Below are 21101 nucleotides of genomic sequence, written 5' to 3' on the forward strand. Positions count from 1 at the left end.
CGTTATGCTCTGTATGTCACAGCCTTAACGGCCTCAATAATTTCAGCAGTATTAGGCAAAGCCAACTTCTCAAGATTAGCGGCATAAGGCATCGGAACATCTTTGCCAGAAATCGTAGCAATTGGCGCATCAAGATAGTCAAAAGCCTGCTGCATAACACGCGTTGCTATTTCAGTTCCCACAGATGACTGAGGAAATCCCTCTTCAATTGTTACCAAACGACCTGTTTTTTTAACTGACGAAAGAATTGTTGGAAGATCCATCGGGCGAATGGTTCGTAAATCAATCAATTCAACATCAATACCAAGTTTTTCAATTTCTGGTAACGCTTGAACAGCATAATGCATCCCAATTCCACATGCAACAATCGTCACATCTTGTCCAGACTTATGAATACGTGCCTTACCAATAGGCAAAAGAAAATCATCCAGTTGAGGAACATCAAATTGATACCCATACAAAATCTCATTTTCAAGGAAAATAACAGGATTATCATCACGAATAGCAGCTTTCAGCAAACCTTTTGCATCTGCAGCACTATAAGGCATGACAACTTTCAGACCTGGTACATGACTATACCATGCAGCATAACATTGAGAATGTTGAGCACCAACACGGGTAGCCGCGCCATTGGGACCTCGGAAAACCATAGGAGCGGTCATTTGTCCACCAGACATATAACGTGTTTTGGCTGCTGAGTTAATAATTTGGTCCATCGCCTGCATCGCAAAATTAAATGTCATAAACTCGACAATAGGACGTAACCCTCCAAAAGCAGCCCCGACAGCCAGTCCAGCAAAGCCGTGCTCTGTAATTGGGGTATCAATAACTCGGCGTTCTCCGAATTCTTCCAACAAACCTTGACTAACCTTATAGGCACCTTGATATTGCGCGACTTCTTCCCCCATAAGAAAAACTGTTTCATCACGCCGCATTTCTTCAGCCAAAGCCTGATTAAGCGCTTCACGAACTGTCATTGTAACCATTTGTGTTCCCGCCGGAATATCAAAATTAGGAGATATATCAAAAGTAGGAGCAGCCTGCGGAACTGACAAAGGCAGAGAAAGAGAAGTTTCCTTAGGTTTTTGTGCTGTATCAGTAGGTTGCGAAATATCCTCAGCACGCTCACCTTCTTCTAACAAAATCGCAATAACAGTGTTAACCTTTACGCCTTCCGAACCTTCAGGCACAAAAATCTTACCAAGAGTACCTTCATCAACGGCCTCTACTTCCATTGTAGCCTTATCCGTTTCAATTTCAGCAATAACATCGCCAGAGCTAACCTTATCACCTTCTTTCTTGAGCCATTTAGACAGTTTACCTTCTTCCATAGTTGGTGAAAGCGCCGGCATCAAAATATCAATAGACATACTTGCTTCCCTCGCATCAAACTAAAATATCAGTATAGAGCTCAGAAGCATCTGGCTCTTGATCACTTTGTGCAAAATCTACCGCATCAGCAACAATTGCACGGACCTCTTTCTCAATAGATTTTAAATCATCTTCGCTCGCCCAATTTTTTTTAAGAATCCGACTTTTTACTTGATCAATCGGATCGTGCTCCTCTTTTATTTTTTGGACTTCTTCCTTTGAACGATATTTTGCTGGGTCAGACATGGAATGACCACGATAGCGATAGGTCTGCATATCAAGAATGATCGGTCCTTTACCTGAGCGTGCCCAAGAAATTGCTTCATCAGCAGCTCCTTTTACTGATCGAACATCCATACCATCAACAACAATACCTGGAATTTCAAAAGAAAGACCACGTCGGGAAAAATCAGTTTCTGCAGATGCACGTGAAACTGACGTTCCCATAGCATACTGATTGTTTTCAATAATATAAACAACAGGAAGCTTCCAAAGTGAAGCCATATTAAAACTCTCGTAAACCTGCCCCTGATTTGCAGCACCATCACCAAAATAAACCAATGTCACATTATCTTTACCAAGATACTGATTCGAAAATGCCAAACCTGAACCAATTGGAACCTGCGCACCAACAATACCATGTCCCCCATAAAAGTTCTTTTCTTTAGAGAACATATGCATCGAGCCACCTTTCCCTTTGGAAAAGCCACCTTGACGTCCCGTTAATTCTGCCATAACACCACGCGGACTCATCCCAACCGCTAACATATGTCCATGATCACGGTAAGACGTAATAACCTGATCACCTTCTTTTGCCGCTTTCAATGTTCCTATAACAACGGCTTCCTGACCAATATAAAGGTGACAAAATCCCCCTATAAGCCCCATACCATAAAGTTGTCCTGCTTTTTCTTCAAAACGGCGAATTAAAAGCATTTCACGATAAGCATCAATTTCTTCTTCTTTTGTAAAATCTGCTATTGGTGCTTTCTTTGTGGTGCTTGATAATGCAGTGCGCGCCACCGACGCAGAATTTTTTTTAAGTCGTTCTGCCATATTAAACTCCCTTTTATGATTATTTAGGAATAACCTTTACGAACAAAAGTTACAAGCCTTATCAATCGGCTTAAACAATATCATTGCTGATTGTTGTTTAAATTAAGTGATTTTTCATTTACCTTTAGTATCATTTCAAGGTATTAAGATTGTCAGTTCATTTGACTTAGAGAAGTTCAAGTTCTTTCGGACATACTCATCCAACATATCTTTTTCTATATGCCCGTTGCGTAAAAGAGAAATACGCTTTTCCATGAATATCCGCTCAGCTTCTATTTTATGAAGCTCCTTTTCTAATTCGCTAATATGCTGATTAACTTCACTGCGTGAATACAATCCATACTCACCATGATAAATGTGATAACTGAAATAGCTTAAGACTCCCACCGTCATAAGAGGTAGTACAAAGCGTACTTTGATTGATCGACGTTTCTGCTTTGTCCACATAAAATAGCACAGTCTTTACAGCACAAATTTCTTAATATTTTGCCCAACTATGCATGATTTTGATTAATACCTCATTACCAAATCTACACTAAATAATTTGTTATTTTCAATTTATCCCCCTTAATACAATCAAAGTAAGCTGAATGACCTACTTTTATATTATAAATATTGGATATCCTCTAATTTGTAGCTTTTCCTAAAATTTCCTATTAAAATAAAGATAAAATCAACGGTATCCCCTATGCTTGGTGGTTTTTCCTAACCAATTCCAATCCTCAAATTGATAACGCTTATCATCACCTCCCAAAACGAGATAAACCCCTTGATTTTGAACAATAATTTCACCCTTCATCCTTACCCACGCTCCTTATGTGTTATTCATAAAGAGATTATTTTTAATTTGATAATATGCGGATTAACCTCACGGTGTAAATACAATTTATAGCAGCCGTAATAAACGTGAAATTAGGATAGTTTGGAGCCTCCAATAATCTAATGCTATCCACTGCCATAAGCAGAAAAACAATGCACGCCTTAATTAATTTGCGTCTTTGCTTTACCCGTATAAAATAGCATTGTCTTTTTCAATACTTTTACTTAGCTGTACATGTTTTTTAATATCTCATATTAAATAAATATAGTACAATAATTTTGCATGATGCAACTTAATTATTTATAAAAATAAAAAGCGAACTGAATTACTTTCTCTTTATTATAAAATTTTTAAAAATCTGTAATCTGATTCCCATCTTTATCCGTAAATCTTCCTCCAAGAATGACTATAAAATCAACAACTGCCCAAATTCCGGTAATTATCAATCCAAACAATGATAAAGATAGAACCAGCATTAAAGCACCAGTCCTAACTTTACCAACCATAAAACGATGGACACCAAAGATACCTGCACACCAACAAAGGAGTGCGAACATTATCTTTGAGTTCTCTGTACCTGGTCTCAACAATGGAAAAACAGAACTAACCACACCGCCTTCATAGACAAAATCAATAGTATCACCAATCCTTGGTGGTTTCTTTCCCAACCAATCCCAAGTCGCAAACTGATAACGCTTACCGTCATCACCCGAAACGAGATACATTCCTTGATCTTGAGTAATAATCACACCTCTCATCTTAATCCCTATAAATTTAAATACCTATAAAATTACTATGCATATGCCTTTGATAAGAAATCTCAATTTCATAATCTAAATGATCTTATACTTTCATATTTTTTGCTCACAACTATACACGATATAAATCACCAGCATAATGCGCTTGGGCTCCTAGCATTTCTTCAATACGGATAAGTTGATTGTATTTTGCTAATCTATCCGAACGTGCAAAAGAACCTGTTTTAATTTGTCCACAATTCGTTGCAACAGCAAGATCTGCAATGAAAGAATCCTCTGTCTCGCCGGAACGATGAGATATAATGGCACGATAACCTGCTTTATGTGCTACTTCTACAGCATCAAGTGTTTCACTCAATGTACCGATTTGATTAACTTTTATGAGAATAGAATTGCCTACCCCCATTTTGATACCATCACGCAAACGTGCTGAATTTGTTACAAACAAATCATCGCCAACAAGCTGACATTTTTCTCCAATTGTGTCAGTAAGTAGCTTCCAACCTTCCCAATCATCCTCTGCCATTCCATCTTCAATTGTAATAATAGGATAATTTTTCACAAGCTGCGCTAAATAATTTACCTGCTCTTGGGTGTCACGGCATTTCCCCTCACCTTTATAAAAATACGAACCATTTTTATAAAATTCGGTTGAAGCACAGTCTAAACCAATGGCAATTTGTTCACCTGGTTTATAGCCACATATCATGATAGATTCCATAATAAAATCAATTGCTTGATCAGCACTTTTAAATTGAGGTGCAAAACCACCTTCATCACCAACATTGGTATTATAACCCGCATCTTTTAAACGCTTTTTCAATGCATGGAAAATCTCAGCGCCATAACGGATCGCTTCTCTTATAGTAGGAGCTCCTATAGGAATAATCATAAACTCTTGAAAATCAATCAAATTATCAGCATGAACGCCACCATTAATAATATTCATCATGGGGGTTGGAAGAATATGCGCTTGTGTACCACCAATATAACGATACAAAGGTAAATTTAATGAATCCGCAGCTGCTTTTGCAACAGCTAATGAAACACCAAGAAGTGCATTGGCACCAAGACGGGCTTTGTTTGGCGTTCCATCCAAAGCAATCATTGCTTGATCAATAGCAATTTGATTTGTTGCATCCCGCCCACCAAGTTCTTCAAGAATTTCGCCATTAACTGCAGCAACCGCTTTTTCAACACCTTTCCCTTGATAGCGCAAACCACCATCACGAAGCTCTATAGCCTCGTGTGCTCCTGTTGAAGCTCCCGAAGGAACCAGAGCGCGACCAAAAGCTCCATTCTCCAAATGAACATCAACTTCTACCGTTGGATTACCACGGCTATCAAGAACTTCACGCCCAATGATATCGACAATTATAGTCATATGTGTTTCCTTATCCAATAAAAGTCTCGATTCATTTATAATGCCCTATTAATGAAATATTTTTTCTCTTCTCAACTCAACTTTTTTGACAGATAATCAAATTCCATTAAAGTCTCAAGCAATCTTTGTAAATCATCAACTTTAACCATATTGGGTCCATCAGAAGGTGCATTATCTGGATCTTGATGTGTTTCTAAAAAAATACCAGCTACCCCAACAGAAACAGCTGCACGCGCTAAAATTTCAACAAATTGACGCTGTCCACCAGATGAAGCCCCCTGCCCCCCAGGTTCTTGAACAGAATGCGTTGCATCAAAAATAACAGGAGCTCCAAATGAACGTAAAATAGGCAACGAACGCATATCAGAAATAAGTCGGTTGTAACCAAATGACGTGCCTCGCTCACAAAGCATAACATTCGGATTACCACTGTAAACAACCTTTTTTAAAACATTCTCCATATCCCACGGCGCTAAAAACTGACCTTTTTTAATGTTAATAACACATTCTGTTTTGGCGGCTGCTACCAAAAGATCTGTTTGACGACATAAAAAAGCCGGTATTTGTAAAATATCAACTGTAGAAGAAACAATTGTACATTGCTCTTCTGTATGCACATCAGTTAATATGGGACAATCAAACTCTTTTTTTAAATCAGAAAAAATAGCCATTGCTTTTTCAAGACCAATGCCACGTGCCGCACTCAAAGAGGTTCTGTTGGCTTTATCGTAACTTGATTTATAAACAAACCTGATACCAAGCTGATCGGTAATTGTTTTAATACGACCAGCCATTTCAAAAGCATGATCACGACTTTCCATCTGACACGGCCCTGCAATTAATGAAAGAGGCATTTCATTTGAAAAAATCATATTTCCAACTTTCACACGGGCATTTGGTTTAGTCATTTTATCCCTCAAAAGCAAAGTAATCCAATTTACGCATTAAACTAATCGACTTTGTTCTACAGCGGCTTCAATAAAAGAAGAAAAAAGCGGATGTGGATCAAAAGGACGAGATTTTAATTCTGGATGATATTGAACACCAATAAACCATGGATGATCTACATATTCTATCGTTTCTGGTAAAATACCATCAGGAGACATCCCAGAAAAAATCAAACCACACTGTTCTAACTTATCCTTATAATCAATATTGACCTCATAACGATGACGATGTCGCTCGACAATCTTGGTCATCCCATAAATTTGAGCAATATGACTCTCTTCTTTTAATTCAGCAGCAAAAGCACCAAGGCGCATTGAACCGCCGAGATCAGCATTTCTTGTACGTTTTTCAAGAACGTCTCCTTTAAGCCATTCTGTCATTAAACCTACAATTGGATTGTCTGTTTCGCAAAACTCACTTGATGAAGCATTCTCAATCTGTGCAATATTGCGCGCAGCTTCTATACAAGCTAATTGCATCCCAAAACAAATCCCTAAAAATGGAACTTTACGCTCTCGTGCAAATTGAATTGCTCGAATCTTCCCTTCTGCCCCTCGTGCCCCAAAAGCACCTGGAACCAAAATTCCATGGGCTTTTTGTAAAGTTGAAACAGAATCTTCTTTTTCAAAAAGCTCCGAATCAATCCACTCAATATTAACCTTCACTCTATTCGCTAAACCACCATGTGCAATCGCTTCAATAAGAGATTTATAAGCATCCTTTAAGCCCGTATATTTTCCTACAACAGCAATCGTAACTTCTCCTTCAGGATGGTGAATACGATGCGTAATATCTTCCCAACGATCCATCTTGGGGGAAGGTGCCGAATCGATTCCAAAAGCGCAAAGAACTTCAGAGTCCAAACCCTCCTTATGGTATGCCATAGGAACATCATAAATTGTTGGCATATCTAATGCCTGAATGACCGCATTGGAGCGAACATTGCAAAAAAGTGATAATTTGCACCGTTCTGTTTCTGGAATAGATCGATCTGCACGTACAAGCAAAATATCAGGAGAAATACCAACTGCTTGCAATTCTTTGACAGAATGTTGTGTTGGTTTCGTTTTTAATTCACCTGCTGAAGGAATATAAGGCATTAATGTGAGATGGACATAAACGACATTTTGTCTCGGTAGCTCATTGCGAAGCTGACGAATCGCTTCTAGAAAAGGCATTGCTTCAATATCACCAACCGTTCCACCTATCTCACACAAAACAAAATCAAATTCTTCATTTTCCATCGTAATGAATCTCTTAATTTCATCTGTAACATGAGGAATAACTTGGACTGTTGCCCCCAAATAATCACCACGCCGCTCTCGTTCAATGATATTGCGATAAATACGCCCTGTTGTAATATTATCTTGGCTATTTGCAGAACGCCCAGTAAAACGCTCATAATGACCAAGATCAAGATCCGTTTCTGCACCATCATCGGTCACAAATACTTCGCCATGTTGATAAGGTGACATCGTACCTGGATCAACATTTAAATAAGGATCAAGTTTGCGAAGACGTACGCGATAGCCACGAGCCTGTAATAACGCTGCTAACGCCGCCGCTGCGATGCCTTTTCCAAGGGAAGAAACCACACCACCAGTAATAAAAACATAACGTGCCATGGGCTTATGGTGATAAGCAATTTATAATGATTTTTCCAGCAAAAAATGCAAAAAGAAACAATTTTTCTTCTAAAATAAAAAAGGCGAAAAAAATCACCTTTTTTAAAAAGTCTATGTTTTCTTAAAAAACTATTTTGTACTGTTATCCGGAACTGTATTTTCAAAAACCTGAGGAACTGGACTTTCTGCTTCAGGATTTGTGGACTGTTTCTGTTCCTGCGGAGAATTCGAAGTGCCTCCTAGCTGTTCAAGAATAGAAGGGGAAGACTCACCATCTGATGATGGGACTGATCCTGAGTCTTTATTGGTAGAATTCTGCTCTGAATTAACCGGTATACGCTTTAAAATATCAGAACTAGAATTTGATATATTACTCACCACGGTAAGTCCAATAGACACAACAAAAAAACAACAGGCTAAAATAGCAGTCAAACGTGTTAAAGGATTTCTAGATCCACGAGTTTTCATCAACCCTGAGCTATTACTCACACCTAACCCACCACCTTCTGAAGGTTGAATTAATATAATACCAACCAAAGTAATCACAATCAAAAAATGAATAACTATAAGTACTGTTTGCATAAACCCTGCTCTTCAAATAACTCTTTAATAGCTATTTACACATAAATAACGCACAATCCAAGGGGAAACTCAAATTTCTCTGCTATAGTTTACGACAAACATCGCAAATTGTTAAAAAATCAATCGCTTTTAAGCTTGCTCCACCTATCAAAGCACCATTAACATGAGCAATGCTTAAAAGCTCAAATGCATTGGATGGCTTTACGGATCCACCATAAAGCAAACGTATCTTATTACCTTCATCACCAAAACGAGAGCGCACCCTATCACGAATGAAATGATGTACTTTTGCAATATCTTCTGGAGTCGCTGTATTGCCGGTGCCTATCGCCCAAACTGGTTCATAAGCGATAATGGTATTCTCTGCTGTTGCATCATCTGGGAGAGATTCTTCAAGCTGCTGCGTGAGAATATCCAGTACTTTATTATTATTACGCTCCTCCAATGTTTCACCAATACATACAAGAGCCACAAGACCTGCTCGCCACGCAGCTTGCACTTTGGCACAGACAATCGCATCATTTTCCTGGTACACTGTACGACGTTCTGAATGCCCAATAATAACATGACTTGCTCCCGCTTCTTTAAGCATAAAAGCTGAAATATCTCCAGTATAAGGACCATGATCATCAAAGTGACAATTTTGTCCTCCCAAAAGGAGATTTTCACCATTCAGCGTATTAGAAGCACGCGATAAAAGCGTTGCTGGAACACAAATTAGGGCTTCAAATAGATGACCTAGATCAGAGCTAACGCCTGTAGCAATAGCACGCAACTCTCCAAGCGATTCACTCGTTCCATTCATTTTCCAATTTCCAGCAAGAAAAGGCCGAATATTTTGAGACATATTTTCACCTCAAGAGCTCTTACAATACATTGTTTATCTGTAGTTACCAAATTATAAAATGAAAGCAAGTCTTTAAAGCTTGCATCTTTCATCTCTTTATTGCAAATTCCATTACAGCTTTGATAATAACTCACATTAAAAATGGACTTGAACAATGCTTGACATCTTAAGAAATGCTACAAATTCTTGGATTTTTAGAATTTTCCTTGCTATTTTACTCTTATGCTTCATTCTTTTATGGGGGGTACCGCAGTTACACAAAAAAAGTGAAAGAGATCTTATTACTTCTGGAAAGTCCACAGTAACTGTCGATGATTATCGTCTTGCACTCGCCGATCAAAGCGCACGTTTAGCATATGCTGCTCATCTTGGACGAATGTTTACAACAAATGAAATGCAGCAATACCAAATTCCTGCTTTTGTATTTAATCAATTACAACAAAATGTACTGCTTGATGAACAAGCACGTAAAATGAAAATAAGTCTTTCAAAAGATACAATAGCTCATACGATTGGTTCTGATAAAATGTTCCAGGTAAATGGCACTTTTGATAAAAACTTGTTTTATAACTATCTTCAGCATTTACGTATTAGTGAAAGTGCTTTTCTTAATTATTACACCAAACAAGAAAAGCGTAATCAGCTGATTGCTGCTTTACTTTCTGATATGAAGGCACCAAATCTCTTTTATAAAGCACTTGCTCTTTATCAAGGAGAAATGCGTATTGCTGATTATCTCGTTATTGATCTAAAAGAAAAGAAAACAATTGCTGATCCTGATTACGAAACATTACAAAAATGGTTTGAAACACATCAAAGTCAATTTCGTGCTCCAGAATACCGTACTGTCTCTTTGCTATCTATGGAACTTAATGATTTTGTAAAACCTAAAGATATCTCAACAGATGAGGCGAAAGCCTATTATACACAAAATGCTTCACGTTTTGTAACGCCTGAAAAGCGTACATTCGAAGAACTGCGATTCCCCTCACGCGAAGAAGCCGATAATGCAGCAAAAAAAATAGCTGATGGATTGAGTTTTGATGAACTGGTAAAAGCTGAAAAAAAGACTCTTAATGACATAAAAAAAGGACCTCTCGCAGAAAATGAACTCCCTAATCATCTGACATCTGAAATTTTTGAACTTCAACAAGGCCAAGTCAGTCCTGTGATAAATGACTTACAGGGACCTGTTCTCATTCGCGTTACGCATATTGAACCTTCAAGCTCTCTTCCTTTTGAAAGTGTAGAAGAAAATATTCGCCAAATACTTGCCAAAAATCGTGCTACTGATGATATCCGTAACAATTATGTAGCCATTGAAAATGCTCGTTTTGAGGGTGCTTCTCTCAAAGAGTTAGCTGACCAATACAAGTTATCTTTGCGCACAATTACTATTGATAAAACGGGAAAAACGCTTGAAGGTGCAATACTCACGGATTTACCTCAAAAAGATATTTTACTGAATGCCATCTATCAATCAAACGAAGGAGTCGATCTTGATCCTCTCTCTTTTCAAAATGGTGGATATCTCTGGTACAAGGTCGATAAAATTATTCCTGCCCGCGATAAAACACTTGAAGAGGCTAAGCTAGATGTTCTTTCTCAATGGAAAAATGAAGAAATCCAACGTCTTCTTGATGAAAAAGCCCAAAATGCTCTCAAACAGCTCACGGAAGGAAAAAGTCTTGTTGCTCTTGCTCATGCCCTTGGTGTTACAAAACAAACAACACCCGCCCTCCGGCGTCAAGACTCATCTGACCCTCTTGGCGTTGAAGGGATTAAAGCATTATTTTCTGCTCCCAAAGGCCATTATGGCATCATAAAAGGTCCAGTTGCAACAAACCGTATCATTTATCAAATAAAGACTGTAACCATGCCTAAAGATATCACGTCTCATACTCTTTCAACTGAGGTCCGCGCCAATATAGATATGATGATAAGAGAAGATCTCAAGCTAGAAATGCTACAAGTTGCCAATAAAGAACATCCTTTGGAAATTAATAGCACAAATTATAATCAGATCTTTAACGCTCTCCAATAAAAAGATTGTGCATAATTTTAAGAACTTATTGATAAAGTTTTCATCAGCTCTTCGTCTATAGTTGAAGAGGTAAGACGGGTTTCTTGTCTGCATATCTTAGGATCAGCGTTTGTATAATGATTCATTTTCTCGCAAAACAGTGCATGTATGGATTTGCGAGAAAATAGTCAATGGAATGTAGAATCGTTTTTGCAATGCATTAAGAAACATTACCCATCCAAAGGTTGTAAAGGTTGCCGCCCATTAAGCTATAAATATCATCCCTATCGTCATTCATTCATAGCTCATCATATTTTGCTACTCTTAATATTCATTTATAGGGAGCGTATTGCTTCTTCCTTAAATGATTTCATTTACACACCCAACTTATAATAGATAAAAAAAACTATTTTTAAAATTCATTATAAAAATGGAGAAATCTTTTTCTATTCAAGACTCTCATTCAATATGAGAAAAAACGAATTATCATTATAAATCAATATATTAATCAATCATAACAGTCATCAATTATGATGTTATAATTTTCTCAAAAATAAGAGTTTTTTATAGACTTATAGACTGCTAAGATAACTTCTCTCATAAAATAGAAATTTTACCTCATGTTTTTCTTTCTCTGCATCTCACCCATCCAATACACTGAATAAAACATATTACTGATGAAGAAATATACCGTATTTTCAAGATCACAAAATTTCTTATTCTTTTGCGTTCATAACAACCAAAACATCAACATTTTTTATAATAAAAAAATGGTTTGGAATCACAATAGCTCCTTTATCTTCCTATGAGAAAATCAGTCTACATGTTACGCATTCCAACATAGTAATATTCTTTTACAATATCTTTGGAAAATTGCCGCTTATTGCTGCCCTTGTTATCAACCAATAGCGATACATCAATGGCAAAGTTGCACTCTCTTGAAAAATTGCTGCCCCCAGCTGTATAGCTTTTTGAAGAGAAGCTGGTACAATGACCAATGGAAGAAAAGCTGGCTTAAGAACTCTAGGTAAAGTACAAGAATACTCGTAAAATTGGGTATAATGATCGCGCGATAATGCTACCATAGCTTCAACAATACAACCCTTTTGTTGATCGCTGAGACGATGAGATTCCAAATCTTCCCTATTCACTCCTACAGCCTTTAATATATCAGTGGGTAAATAATATTGATATCGTGATTGCATGAATGATAAAAGACGCAATACACCGCTTAATCCTTGAGAAATCCCTCCGTGTTCATAGATATCTGTAAACTCTTGTGCAGTTTCAGGATCTAATATCTGACAAGAAAGCTGTAAAATTATGCCTGCTGTCTCACCACAATAATGCTCTAGATCATGAAGTGTTTCTATTGGATTGTGATAAAGATCTAAAATTTGCGCATCACAATAACGTAAAAAAGCTGTCTTAGGTAAATTAAAAAGAGTGATTGCTTTTAATAAATCATTCAAAATCGGATTGTTTCCACTCGTTTGCATTTCACCATGAGCAATAGCATCATACCACCAACGTAACCGTATTTCTCCTATGAGTGGATCATGTACACTTTCGCGGATACGAGAAACTTCAGCATTAAATACATAAAGAGCAGCCAATGCTTGGCGCTTTTTTTTAGGTGCAAATAAAACCGATATATAGCGATCACGATCTATGGTACGTAAAATATCAAGACAATAAGGAAGAGAGCCTATCATTCTATGAACCTATTAACGTCCCTTTTTTAGCAATTAAATTAATACCCTCTTTTTATTCATATTAAAAAATGAATGATAAGCAAATACAGTTCAGAAAATAAGATTTTTAAATGTGTCTCTTAACTGTATTATGAATTAAAATTTCTTTTCTAGTCCCTTTTCGTTTTAGAAAGAAAAAAATTAAATAAATAATTTTTCTGATAAAACTTATCTTATCGCACTTCAAGTTTTCATTTGCAATAAAAAAGCTAAAAACCAATCGTAACATGCATAGTAAAACTTGAACAACAAACAACGCAAAACACTTTTTCAGTGGATAGATGACAATGTTATTTTATAAAAAATGCACTGATCACAAAAACTTCATCAATCATTGACCTCCTCCCCATCCTAAAAGACAAAGGTTCTTACCAACACCAATTTGTAAAAAATCCAATTGCTCTCGGTGCATTTCTGTTACTATAAACGCATTGATTTATAATGATAATTTTGTGTTTTGTATGTTAAATTAGAATCCCAAATATCGTAGATATGCTTTCATTTCAAACCAATTCCATATTACATCAATAAAAACTATTCCCTTGCACGTCACAAGCGGAACTGGCTTGTAGGTAAAACTGTATAAGAAAGAATTAAAATGCCTCTTATGAACTGTCTTAAGTGCCAAGAGCTGATCACTCATATGATTCATTAGGAACTATGAGCAAACTTTGTCCTGAATACTTGCTGCTGTATTTAAAAACACTTAATGTGTTAAGTTATGTATATTCTATACCCTTATATAACCGCCTTAAACGACAGTATTTTACAGCGCAGAAAATAATCACACAAGTCTTTCATGCTAGACCAGAGCCTTTGTTTTATTAAACAATACTCTAGTCTACCGCAAATAATAACGCCGCAACAGCGCGATCTTCAGCTAATAAAACATTAAATGTACGCACCGCCGCTCCCGTACTCATTGTATCTGATGAAATACGTTTTTCCCATAAAAGCACCCGTAACTCTTCAGGTAATCGTAATAATTCAATTCCAGTACCTATTAATAAAACTTCGATTTCAGAAGCTTCTTCTAAAATACGAGATATATCCCCTTGAGTGGGAACAGGCCCTGCCATCTCAATGCCATAAATACCTGATGGTACACAAATAATAGAACCTCTATGAGACATATCAGCAAAACGAAACCCACCATTTCCATAAGCATCAATAGGTGCGCGACTTGGAAAATGTGCTTCACGAATTTGAATTGCATCGAACATGAATATGCACCTTTTATTTTTGAATAATCCAATTGTCTTTGCTTCTTCTCACCATAAAAATTAAAGTAAGGCTGATATAAACATTGATATGTTAAACATAGCCTAGTATTGAAGTGAAAATTTTTATATAATGCCCTAATCTTCTCATACAACAAATATATGAAAATTTTGGAATAAACCGCAGTAAAATGCTATACCTGCTTAAATAAATCTATCTTTTAAAAAGTTTCCTCAGCTTATTTACTCACAAATTGCTTTTTATAAAAACAATGATCTTGTTTAAAAAACAGAAAAAATTGCGTAATATTCCATAAATAAAACAACTATTTTAATCATCTAAAGAAAACAAAAACTCCATTTTCTGTAGCCACTATAAAAGCCCCTTTTTCAATGAAATTGTCTTGATCTTGCCAAGCTTTTTATAAAAATGCTTAAAAAATGTAATAAACTGCCATTACACCTTAAGATGCATTTTCCTTTGATATAGCTTTTTTCTCTTTAGAGATACTCATATCTTCTTTCGTTGTCGTTTTAGATTTAGACTTTTGTGGTCTTTTTGCTTTAGCATTAAGTTTTGATTTTTTTTCTGCAATCGGCTCACCTTTAACGCGCACATCAGCTAATGTTGAGCGAATAACACGAATATTCATACTCTCACCAATTTCAACCTCTAATTCACCACTCTCGTCGTGAACCTTCGTAACCTTGCCGATAATACCACCACCCGTTATAACTGTATCACCACGACGTACTGCATTAAGCATTTCTTGGCGTTTTTTCATTTGGGCACGCTGTGGACGAATGATAAAAAAATACATAATTGCAAAAATTAAAATGAATGGGACAGCGCTAGCAAATGAAATTCCACCGGAAACATCGCCTGCAACTTGAGCATAAGCGTTCGTAATAAACATTTTTATCTCCTATAGTTAAACCTCAGGTATTTCCCACTCTATTAAAATGAAATTCCGATACAGAAAAAATTCCTAAAGAATTTATCATAAAAAGCAATAACTACATAATCTAATCACAGCTTTACAAAAATACAATAAATCCTTAAGAGGCAGAATACCAAAATACAATGAGAAAAATCTTAAAAAATAGATTCACTTTCCCCTATTGTATATCCTACAATACAAATCTTTTCACTAACTCAATAAATTATACAAGATAATTTTTCTAATGAATAAACTTAATTTATATAGATAATTTATCGTTTTTGATATCAAATGACAGATCTAAATACAATAAAACGCTCTCATTTCAAACCCTGAATTAATCAAAACGATTTTCTTGCACGTCACACATATGAAATGAGCCTGTAGATAAAAACTTTTTAAGAAAGGGGTGAAAATATCTTTTTTCATGCTTCTCTCAAATGCAAGAGCAATTGAAACACTCAAAGCTGACAAATAGTATGATACTATTGTCTTACACTTTCATAAATACAAAAATGGTAATATCTACCGACCCCAACGAACTACTTTCCTAAAACCAATGATTTTTTGCTGCAATGTCATTGATTTAAGAAAATCAATTATTTTTCATGAATTTTCTATAAACTGTAAGACTATTCAAATGTAAAAGTCATCAATAAATTAGTTTTCTAAATATTTAAGGGGATCAACAGGTAATGAATTCTTACGCATCTCAAAATAGACACGTGGCGTTTTAACATTTCCTGAAACACCAGATTTAGCAATCTCATCACCGCGCCTTATCCTTTGTCCTTTGTTAACAACAAGCTTACTATTACATCCATAAATAGTGATAATATCATTTTCATGTCGAATCATCACAACATTACCAAGCTCTTTTAGTCCATCTCCCGCATAAATAACCACACCATTTTCTGCCGCCTTTACCGAAGACCCTTCAGGCACTGCAATATCTATTCCTCGATTCATTACTGTTCCCTTTTTTTGACCGAACTGGCTTAATAAACGCCCTCGTACTGGCCAACGCATCTTAGAAATTCCTGTGGCTTGCGGAGTCGTCATATTATCTGTATTCGTAACAGTACTTGACAAACCAGTCTCATGTTTCAATTGCGTCATCTGTTTAGAAAAATTTTTCTCAGAGCTTGATTTGTTCATCTTTGCAGAGGGTGGCATTATTACAGGAGCTTTATATATAGGAGAGGACTTCTTGTTTTTTATAGAGGACATCACTTGAGATTGGGATGCAGATTCTGTTGTTGACACTGCCCAATCGTTATTATTGTGTGCATTTGAAGCTGCTAATGTACGCCTGCTTGGAACAACAAGGACCTGACCGATATAAATGGAATTGCTGTTTATACCATTTGCTAATTTTAATGCCTCAACACTAACCCCTACTTGTCGTGCAATACTGAGCAGTGTATCTCCACTCTGGACAATATAAGAACTCCGCCGAAAAATAGGAGATTTATCCATTTGTGAACGAGAAAGTGTTCCAAGATTACGTGGAGGGGCGCCCATAACGCGACCATCAGAAGAAGTTATCCTACCTTGATGTGGAAAATTATAGAGGGAATTATCATCTCCCCACGAATCATCGCTTGATTCCACAGGTGGCAATTCAGTGCTTTGTATCATACCACTACCGTATGATAGCATTCGCGGATCTGTATACATAGTGCTTGATATATTTGATTGAGATGATACCGCACGATGAGAGAACGTATTGGAAAAACGCTGTGTACCAGAACTACAACCAGCAACAATAGTTACCACCGCTAAAAAAGTTATTCTCTGAAAATTATGCTGGAAAATATTATCCAAAGCTTTTAGACACATCGTTTTGCTCACTCATCAATAATCAACTCACTCCATTAAAGCTTTTTTAAATTACCGAAGAGTTAAAATGAGATGTTTTATTCATAAATATCTTTATATAAGATCAAAATGAATTTAATGTAGACAATTTGCAGAAATTTCTTAGCTTTTAAAAATTAAAGTATCTCTGCAATGCCTTTAATAAAAGGTTGGTAACGCACTTGGAACAGTTCTAAACACTCAAATCGACTACCAATTTTTGTATAGCGCGTCACCGTTTGTACCCCTTCGTCAGGTCCTATCGCCTGAATGAGAATTCCATTTTCAGCTAAAAGTTCTAAAAATTCCTTTGGTTCATCAAAACGTGATGGCCAAATAAGAATGCGATCAAATGATCCTAAGCCTGTCACACTATGACTTCCATCAATCTGCCGTATAACAATATTTTCAATTCCTAAAGTTTGAAATTTTTGGCGTGCTAAATCAACAAGCGTTTTATAACGATCAATCGTTGTCACACGGTCACTCAGACATGCCATAAGAGCAGTACAAAAACCAGATCCTGTACCAATTTCTAAGACACGATGCCTTTTTTTCAAAGATAATGCCGAAAGAATTAAGAGTTGTTCTTCCAAACGTTCCATATATTCACCACACTCAAGGGGAATAACTTTATTATCATAAGCACTATTGAACCAAGGAGCAGCAACAAACTGTTGACGCGGAATTTTCTCTAATGCCGAAAAAAATCGCACGTCATCAATGCCTTTGCTACGCATTTTCAGTACAAGAGCGGCTAACTCCTCACGAAATTGTAAAATACCCTTTTGCCCCATAATATCATTCAATCTCCAATGGAGGTGCACTTTTATCATACTGACAAACTGCTTCTTTTAAAATGGCAAAAACTTGCGTCTGTGTATCATCACCTCTTGGCAATAAACGCATATTGTCTCTCCTTTCGTAAAATTAAGCAGTAATACAGCGCATGCCTCCCATATAAGGTTGTAAAACATCTGGAATAATAATTGATCCATCAGCCTGTTGATAATTTTCAAGTACGGCAATAAGACAACGTCCAACAGCCGTACCAGAACCATTAAGGCTATGAACAAAATGCAATTTTTTATCGCCGTCTTTACGATAGCGCGCATTCATACGACGACCTTGAAAATCTCCACAAACTGAACAGCTAGAAATTTCACGATAACATTCTTGACCAGGAAGCCAAACCTCGATGTCATAGGTTTTACGCGCTGCAAACCCCATATCACCCGTAGAAAGAACCACTGTGCGAAAAGGCAAACCAAGCCGTTTTAATATATCTTCTGCACATTCCGTCATACGTTCCAATTCAATTAAAGACTGCTCTTCACTGGTAATCGAGACCATTTCAACTTTCCAAAATTGATGCTGACGCAACATACCGCGCGTATCACGACCGGCTGCTCCCGCCTCTAAACGAAAACAGGGAGATAAAGAAGAAAATCGCAGTGGTAAATCTGATATTTCAAGAATTTCATCGTTGACCAAATTGGTTAATGGCACTTCTGCTGTGGAAATAAGCCATCGACCATCTGTTGTACGAAAAAGGTCTTCAGCAAATTTCGGTAATTGTGCTGCTCCGTAAACAATCTCATCACGAACAAGAAGAGGTGTTGAGACTTCTGTGTAACCATTCTCATTGACATGCACATCAAGCATAAATTGGCCTAATGCTCGTTCTAGCCGTGCTAACGCCCCTGAAAGTACTGTAAAACGTGTTCCAGACAAACGACTAGCTCGTTCAAAATTCATCTGTTTGAGATCTTGACCAAGATCAAAATGTTCCTTTGGTGTAAAATTAAATGTTGGAGGTGTACCAAAATGTCGAATGACGACATTATCACTTTCATCTTTACCTTCTGGAACATCATCTAATGGAATATTTGGAAGTGCTGAAAGAATTTTCTCAAGACTCTCCGTCAGCTGTTTTTCTTCCACTGTTGCAGAGGAAAGAAAAGCTTTAATCTCTTCAACTTCAGCTCTAAGACGTTCAGCCATTTGCTGATCCGATACCGCTAAAGCCTGTCCTATTTCCTTTGAAACAGCATTGCGACGTTCCTGCGCCAATTGCACCTTAGCAATATGCGACCGACGTGCAAGATCAAGTTGTATTAACCTTTCAGCTTGTGGCTCAAGACCTCTACTTACGAGTGCTTTATCTAATTTCTCAGGATTGTCACGAATCCACTTAATATCAAGCATAAAAATTCCTCATTTATATTGTTTTTATTCATTCCTTATCGCATAAGATTATACACTTTTCTTAAGCGGATTTTCTTCTCTTTTCTATACTGTAAGCAATTAAAATTGAAATCTCGTAAAGTGCTATCGTTGGTAAAGCCACTGCAAACATCGTAAAAAAATCCGACGGCGTTATGATTGCCGCAATGATAAAAGAGAGTAAAATAGCCCATTTTCGTTTAGACACCAAATCATGAGACGTTAAAAATCCGATTTTTGTTAAAAGAATGATGACAAGAGGTAATTGAAAAATCAAACCAAAAATTAGGATAAATGATGTCATAAAGCCCAAATAATCAGAAATACGCACTATAAACTCTATTTTTAAATGAACATCTGGAAGAAATTGTTGAGAAAGGCTAAACCATAGTATTATTGGCGCTAATAGACCATAAACAAACGCTCCCCCAATACAAAATAAAATAGGCCCCCCAATGAGAAATGGTAAAAAAGCCATCCGCTCATTTTTATAAAGCCCTGGTGCAATAAAACTATAAAACTGAAAAGCCGTATAGGGAAAAGATAAAATAATTCCCCCAAAAGCAGAAAGCTTCATCTTCGTTAAAAAAGTTTCCCATACTTGCGTTGATTGCAAACGAATACCCTCAGGGTTACCCCCTGCTATTTTCATTGCCCACTGATATGGCCATAGTAAAAAATTTAAGATATAATCTTTAACAAGAAAACACATCATAAAAGCGATCATAAATGCAACCAAAGCAGAAATAATTCGCTGACGAAGTTCAATTAAATGTTCTAAAAGTGGAGTCATATTAGCATCAACTTCATCTTTTTTTACATTCATGACACATCTTCTTTTTCTTTATCTTTAGGAGAAACAAAAATGTTTTCAGAATGATGAAAAGCTATAGAAACTGTCATATCTTTCTTGATTACCTTTTGATCACATTCCAAAATTTCTTTATCTTTTTTTGATTTATGATGTGTTTCCTTAACATCCCAATTATCGTGGATATCCTCTAATATATTTTGAGTGGGATCAAAAGTTTCTGCCAATTTCTTGCTTGAATCGCTAATATCCGAACATACTTTTTGCAAATCATCGCGCTCGATTTGTTTTATTACATCATCAAACTGATGACGAAATTCATTTGCTGTTGAATACACATACGCTCTTATCTTTGCTACTGTCTTTAATATTTTAGGTAAATCTTTTGGTCCAACGACAATGATGAGAACAAGTAAGATTACGATAAACTCTGGTCCGTCAATCCCAAACATCTCTTAATTCGACTTTCTCATCAAAAAATATTGCATAATGATGATTGCGTTTTTGTTACTGTTTTTTAGCAACAGATGTTTTGCTTTTTTTAGAAGCAGAAGAAACCTTTTTGCGCGCTGTTGCATGTTTTACTGATAACGGCTGAGATTGTTGAGATTCTACATCAATCATTTGGGAAGTAGGAGCCATTTCAACTTTATCCTCAATGCTATCATCTTCTTCCTTCATATTTTTTTTGAAGGTTTTAATTCCTTTAGCAACATCGCCCATTAATTCAGAAATTTTACCGCGACCGAAAAGCACAAAGATAATCAATAAAATTATAATTAAATGCGTTGGTGAAAAAATATTACCCATTATTCTCTCTAACTTTATGCTTTTAAATTTGATTTCATTTATTCATGCTTCCTCTGAAGAATGTA

The 21101-nt window shown here is 36.5% G+C and carries 20 protein-coding genes; 1 reads left to right on the forward strand and 19 read right to left on the reverse strand.

The window, feature by feature from the left end; translation table 11 throughout:
- Positions 1-2 precede the first annotated feature (2 nt).
- The 10 genes from ACFIMX_RS03575 to tpiA all read right to left on the reverse strand — a co-directional run bounded on the left by ACFIMX_RS03575 (position 3) and on the right by tpiA (position 9391).
- Complete coding sequence (locus tag ACFIMX_RS03575) at positions 3-1370, reverse strand: pyruvate dehydrogenase complex E1 component subunit beta (protein ID WP_375639426.1); 1368 nt, start codon at positions 1368-1370, stop codon at positions 3-5.
- 16 nt (positions 1371-1386) lie between these two features.
- Positions 1387-2427, reverse strand: a complete 1041-nt coding sequence (pdhA, locus tag ACFIMX_RS03580) for a pyruvate dehydrogenase (acetyl-transferring) E1 component subunit alpha (protein ID WP_375617693.1) — start codon at positions 2425-2427, stop codon at positions 1387-1389.
- Positions 2428-2562: 135 nt separating this feature from the next.
- The gene (locus ACFIMX_RS03585; RefSeq protein ID WP_375617692.1) at positions 2563-2874 is read right to left on the reverse strand and encodes a septum formation initiator family protein; all 312 of its coding nucleotides are present in this window, start codon (positions 2872-2874) and stop codon (positions 2563-2565) included.
- A 226-nt stretch (positions 2875-3100) separates the two neighbouring features.
- Positions 3101-3226 carry a hypothetical protein gene (locus tag ACFIMX_RS03590; RefSeq protein ID WP_375617691.1) on the reverse strand — a complete coding sequence of 42 codons (126 nt, stop codon included), beginning with the start codon at positions 3224-3226 and terminating at the stop codon, positions 3101-3103.
- A 371-nt stretch (positions 3227-3597) separates the two neighbouring features.
- Positions 3598-4005 (reverse strand): TM2 domain-containing protein, encoded by a 408-nt coding sequence (locus ACFIMX_RS03595; RefSeq protein WP_375617690.1) that lies wholly within the window; start codon positions 4003-4005, stop codon positions 3598-3600.
- Between the two features lie 112 nt (positions 4006-4117).
- Positions 4118-5389, reverse strand: a complete 1272-nt coding sequence (eno, locus tag ACFIMX_RS03600; protein ID WP_375639425.1) for a phosphopyruvate hydratase — start codon at positions 5387-5389, stop codon at positions 4118-4120.
- A 71-nt stretch (positions 5390-5460) separates the two neighbouring features.
- Positions 5461-6297 carry a 3-deoxy-8-phosphooctulonate synthase gene (kdsA, locus tag ACFIMX_RS03605; protein WP_375617688.1) on the reverse strand — a complete coding sequence of 279 codons (837 nt, stop codon included), beginning with the start codon at positions 6295-6297 and terminating at the stop codon, positions 5461-5463.
- Between the two features lie 36 nt (positions 6298-6333).
- Positions 6334-7962, reverse strand: coding sequence for a CTP synthase (locus ACFIMX_RS03610; RefSeq protein WP_375617687.1), 1629 nt, complete (start codon positions 7960-7962; stop codon positions 6334-6336).
- A gap of 129 nt (positions 7963-8091) precedes the next feature.
- Positions 8092-8544: a preprotein translocase subunit SecG gene (gene secG, locus ACFIMX_RS03615; RefSeq protein WP_375617686.1), complete on the reverse strand. Its 453-nt coding sequence runs from the start codon at positions 8542-8544 to the stop codon at positions 8092-8094.
- 82 nt (positions 8545-8626) lie between these two features.
- Positions 8627-9391, reverse strand: a complete 765-nt coding sequence (gene tpiA / locus ACFIMX_RS03620) for a triose-phosphate isomerase (RefSeq protein ID WP_375612907.1) — start codon at positions 9389-9391, stop codon at positions 8627-8629.
- A 154-nt stretch (positions 9392-9545) separates the two neighbouring features.
- Here tpiA and ACFIMX_RS03625 point away from each other — a divergent pair, with 154 nt between their 5' ends.
- Positions 9546-11435 carry a peptidyl-prolyl cis-trans isomerase gene (locus ACFIMX_RS03625; RefSeq protein ID WP_375694043.1) on the forward strand — a complete coding sequence of 630 codons (1890 nt, stop codon included), beginning with the start codon at positions 9546-9548 and terminating at the stop codon, positions 11433-11435.
- Between the two features lie 833 nt (positions 11436-12268).
- Here ACFIMX_RS03625 and ACFIMX_RS03630 read toward each other — a convergent pair.
- The 9 genes from ACFIMX_RS03630 to tatA form a co-directional block, all read right to left on the reverse strand.
- A complete protein-coding gene (locus ACFIMX_RS03630) occupies positions 12269-13129 on the reverse strand; it encodes a phytoene/squalene synthase family protein (protein ID WP_375611260.1) in 861 nt (286 codons plus the stop codon).
- Between the two features lie 875 nt (positions 13130-14004).
- Positions 14005-14391: an Mth938-like domain-containing protein gene (locus tag ACFIMX_RS03635; RefSeq protein ID WP_375617683.1), complete on the reverse strand. Its 387-nt coding sequence runs from the start codon at positions 14389-14391 to the stop codon at positions 14005-14007.
- Positions 14392-14852: 461 nt separating this feature from the next.
- Positions 14853-15305 (reverse strand): preprotein translocase subunit YajC, encoded by a 453-nt coding sequence (yajC, locus tag ACFIMX_RS03640; RefSeq protein ID WP_375633099.1) that lies wholly within the window; start codon positions 15303-15305, stop codon positions 14853-14855.
- A 684-nt stretch (positions 15306-15989) separates the two neighbouring features.
- A complete protein-coding gene (locus ACFIMX_RS03645; RefSeq protein WP_375617681.1) occupies positions 15990-17171 on the reverse strand; it encodes a peptidoglycan DD-metalloendopeptidase family protein in 1182 nt (393 codons plus the stop codon).
- A gap of 155 nt (positions 17172-17326) precedes the next feature.
- On the reverse strand, positions 17327-17986 hold the full coding sequence (locus ACFIMX_RS03650; protein ID WP_273791164.1) for a protein-L-isoaspartate(D-aspartate) O-methyltransferase: 660 nt from the start codon (positions 17984-17986) through the stop codon (positions 17327-17329).
- A 133-nt stretch (positions 17987-18119) separates the two neighbouring features.
- Positions 18120-19397, reverse strand: coding sequence for a serine--tRNA ligase (serS, locus tag ACFIMX_RS03655; protein WP_375617680.1), 1278 nt, complete (start codon positions 19395-19397; stop codon positions 18120-18122).
- A gap of 61 nt (positions 19398-19458) precedes the next feature.
- Complete coding sequence (tatC, locus tag ACFIMX_RS03660) at positions 19459-20241, reverse strand: twin-arginine translocase subunit TatC (RefSeq protein WP_375617679.1); 783 nt, start codon at positions 20239-20241, stop codon at positions 19459-19461.
- Positions 20238-20678: a twin-arginine translocase subunit TatB gene (locus ACFIMX_RS03665; RefSeq protein ID WP_375639421.1), complete on the reverse strand. Its 441-nt coding sequence runs from the start codon at positions 20676-20678 to the stop codon at positions 20238-20240. Before ACFIMX_RS03665 ends, tatC begins: the two co-directional genes overlap by 4 nt.
- Positions 20679-20733: 55 nt before the next feature.
- Positions 20734-21036 (reverse strand): twin-arginine translocase TatA/TatE family subunit, encoded by a 303-nt coding sequence (gene tatA, locus ACFIMX_RS03670; protein ID WP_375617677.1) that lies wholly within the window; start codon positions 21034-21036, stop codon positions 20734-20736.
- Positions 21037-21101 lie beyond the last annotated feature (65 nt).

Origin of the sequence: Bartonella sp. AD24XZML (genome assembly GCF_042196485.1) — a bacterium.
Lineage (GTDB): Bacteria > Pseudomonadota > Alphaproteobacteria > Rhizobiales > Rhizobiaceae > Bartonella.